Below are 2,994 nucleotides of genomic sequence, written 5' to 3'. Positions count from 1 at the left end.
TTTTAGCATCAACTAATACCAAACTGACACCCCAACAGATCATCCAATTATATAGTCGGCGGTGGTCAATTGAAACTTATTTCAAGACTGCCAAACAATACTTGCGGATTAATAAATCACAAATTCAAAGTTATGATGGCCAAGTTGCCCAAATTACTGTCACGGCGATGACTTACCTTCTTTTAGCCTGGCAAGAGCGGCTTAATAAAGACGACCGGACACTTGGTGACTTATTCTATCTGATGAATGATAGCTTGCCAGAAGTTAAATTTATTGAGGCATTGGTCTACCTATTGAAGACATTACAGTCACAGGAAGTAGACTTCATCGATCAAACAATTAATCAATTCATGGCTTATTTACCGCATAATGTTCAAACCATTCTTCAAGCAGCCGTTTGAAACTAATTTTATTAAAGAAAAGCCAGAGTTGGTATGGGCTTTAGCCCTTTTGAGTGCTTTCAAGTTTTAGTCATTATTCGTTAACCTCTTTGATAAGTTGTTTAACTGCAATTTTGCCGTTTGCAGACATTGGGAAGCTTTCCCGGTAGTCGAACTGGGTTGGCATCATGTAAGGCATGATGAGGTCCTTTAAGCTTTCCCGAATAGCAGCGGTGAGCTTAGCGGGATCATCCGGCTGTTCCTTTGGAATCACCGCGGCAATTAAGTGGGTTACCTGGCCATTCTTGTTGTACTTTGGCAAGGCGACCGCTTGCTTAATTAGCGGACTCTTTTCTAGGCTGGCCCGGACTTCATCAAGCTCAATCCGGTAACCGTGGAGCTTGATCTGGAAGTCCATCCGTCCCTTATAGTGAAGAAGACCGTCCTTATCAAGAACACCGACATCTCCGGTCCGGTAGGCATTTTGCCCGTCTAATTTAAAGAAGGACTTGGCCGTTTTTTCAGGATTATTCATGTAGCCTTGGGCCACGCTATCACCAGCAATGATGATTTCCCCCTGTTCACCAGGGGTCGTTACCTGTTGGTCGCCCTTCCAGATGGAAAGTTTAATTCCCGGTTTGGCATAACCAACGGAGAGGCGGTCGTTATTGGCCACCATTTCAGGTGTAATTTCGATTCCGGAAATTGCCACCGTGGTTTCAGTCGGCCCGTAAGTGTTAAAAATATGGGCGTGTGGGAAGCGTTGTTCAAGGCCCTTGGCAGTCTTAACCGTTAATTCCTCACCACAGAAGAGGAAGTATTGGAGACCGGGCATCTGTTTTTCATTAAAGGCCGGGCTTAACATCAGCATTTCAGCAAATGATGGGGTCCCCACGAAAATATTCAGGTCTAACTTGGGCAGGGCCGTGAACAGCTGGCCAAAGTTCTCAACCATGCTATGAGGCACGGCCTTAATCGTGCTGGCGCTCAGCAAAGCGGGGTACAAGAACATGTTTGACACGTCAAAGGAATAAGGCGGTTGCCCAAGGTAGTTGACCTTTTGGGGGAGGTTAAAGGCGTCCCCAAGCATCCAATCAATGAAAGCCTTCAGGTTATCATGGCTAACTTCCACACCCTTCGGTGAACCAGTGGTCCCGGAGGTGAAGAGGATGTAGGCCAGTTCATTGCCCTGGACAGGATCCTTAATAGTAAAGGGATCCCGCTTAGCAATTACGTTTTTGACTTGGTCACGGGTAACGATCGGCGCATCGACCTTTAACTGGTCACCTGGAAAGTCATCAATTGCTAAAATCAAGCTCGGTTTCCCAGTGTCCAGGATCGACTGGATACGTGGCAAAGCAGAATCAGCAGCGACCGGAATATAAGCGTGGCCCGTCTTAAGGGCAGCAATGAAACCAGCAACCATTTCCACCTGGTGATCCCCAAAAACTAAAATTGGGCTGTGACTAGGTAAGCTTTGTTGGTCAAGCCAATTGGCTAAGCTGTCACTAGCGACTTTTAGTTCACCATAAGTAGTGACTGCACCCATTTCGTCGTAAGCAACCAACTGCGAGCTGCTTGTGGCGACATGGTCAAAATCAGTAACAATGTTTGTATTCAATTTTCTTTCCTCCACGTTAGAATTCATTATAAATAAACGGTTCTTGTCCTGCACCATAGTAACCATATAAGTATATTAATAGGATCAGGACTGCAAATAAAAGACCGTCCTTAAGATGAACTGTAGTGTAGGATGATTCTTAATACTTTTAATCAAGATTATGAATCACTCCTTTCGTCTCAAAAGCTAATCTTACCACAAGAAGTATACTACGCCACATTATTTGGAAATAATTATTAGGGCAAATTTAAGCTTTTTATAACTAATCATTATCTTATCAAAAGAATGCCTGACGCAGACGATCCGCGATAGAAATCAGAAGTTTATCACGCGGTTGGCCGGGTGGCTGGTTTAGTGGCCTTAGAAGCTGTCCAAGATCTATGATTTTTGATATACTTCTATGTAAAAAGCGAGTTTAAGCTATGAAAAATTATCCCAGCAATATTACTCGGCAACAATTTGAATTAATTCGACCAGCTTTAGAAATTTTCGTAAGCGAACTAAGCCTCGAAAATATGATCTCTACGAGGTTTTCTGTGCGGTCCTATATGTCTTGAAAACCGGTTGCCAATGGCGTCAAGTCCCCGGTGATTTCCCAGAATGGCGGTCAGTTTACAACTATTACAAAATTTGGTCAACTAAAGCTGAGCATACGGCTGATTCTTTATTGGAACAAGTTTTAAAAAATTGTCATTGCTCGGCGAACTCACCAAAGACGTTCAGCTTTAACTTTCTTTATTATCGTTGACGCTCAGAGCATCAAAAACACCGCTACTGCTGAAAACAAAGGTTACGACGCTGGTAAGAAAATCTCGGGGATTAAGCGCCATCTGGCAGTTGATATCAATGGCTTTCCGCAGACCATTCACATGACACGAGCGAACGTCTCTGATCGAGACGGGGCCAGTGTAATGATCGCTTTACATGCCATGCATTTACGCCAGGTTCAAAATGTCTTAGTTGATGGTGGTTATTCAGGCGTTAATTTTCAGC

General features: G+C 43.9%; 2 protein-coding genes and 3 pseudogenes. 3 read left to right on the top strand and 2 right to left on the bottom strand.

Going from position 1 to position 2,994, the window contains the following annotated elements; translation table 11 throughout:
* A partial coding sequence (locus FD32_RS08135; RefSeq protein ID WP_156410651.1) for a transposase occupies positions 1–401 on the top strand: 401 nt, incomplete at its 5' end.
* A 73-nt stretch (positions 402–474) separates the two neighbouring features.
* On the opposite strand, the gene dltA is transcribed toward FD32_RS08135, so the two are convergent.
* Together dltA and FD32_RS09940 are read right to left on the bottom strand one after the other, a co-directional pair.
* The gene (gene dltA / locus FD32_RS08130; RefSeq protein WP_235803793.1) at positions 475–2,001 is read right to left on the bottom strand and encodes a D-alanine--poly(phosphoribitol) ligase subunit DltA; all 1,527 of its coding nucleotides are present in this window, start codon (positions 1,999–2,001) and stop codon (positions 475–477) included.
* Positions 2,002–2,017: 16 nt separating this feature from the next.
* Positions 2,018–2,157, bottom strand: a pseudogene (locus tag FD32_RS09940) (teichoic acid D-Ala incorporation-associated protein DltX).
* Positions 2,158–2,274: 117 nt separating this feature from the next.
* Between FD32_RS09940 and FD32_RS10435 the strand changes: the two are divergent.
* Positions 2,275–2,385 (top strand): annotated as a pseudogene (locus FD32_RS10435) (CagC family type IV secretion system protein); the annotation flags it as partial.
* A 38-nt stretch (positions 2,386–2,423) separates the two neighbouring features.
* A pseudogene (locus tag FD32_RS10335) lies at positions 2,424–2,994 on the top strand (IS5 family transposase); the annotation flags it as partial.

This window comes from Limosilactobacillus panis DSM 6035 (genome assembly GCF_001435935.1).
GTDB lineage: Bacteria > Bacillota > Bacilli > Lactobacillales > Lactobacillaceae > Limosilactobacillus > Limosilactobacillus panis.
Note: the sequence above shows the minus strand (reverse complement) of the source record. Positions and strands in the feature narration are given on the sequence as shown.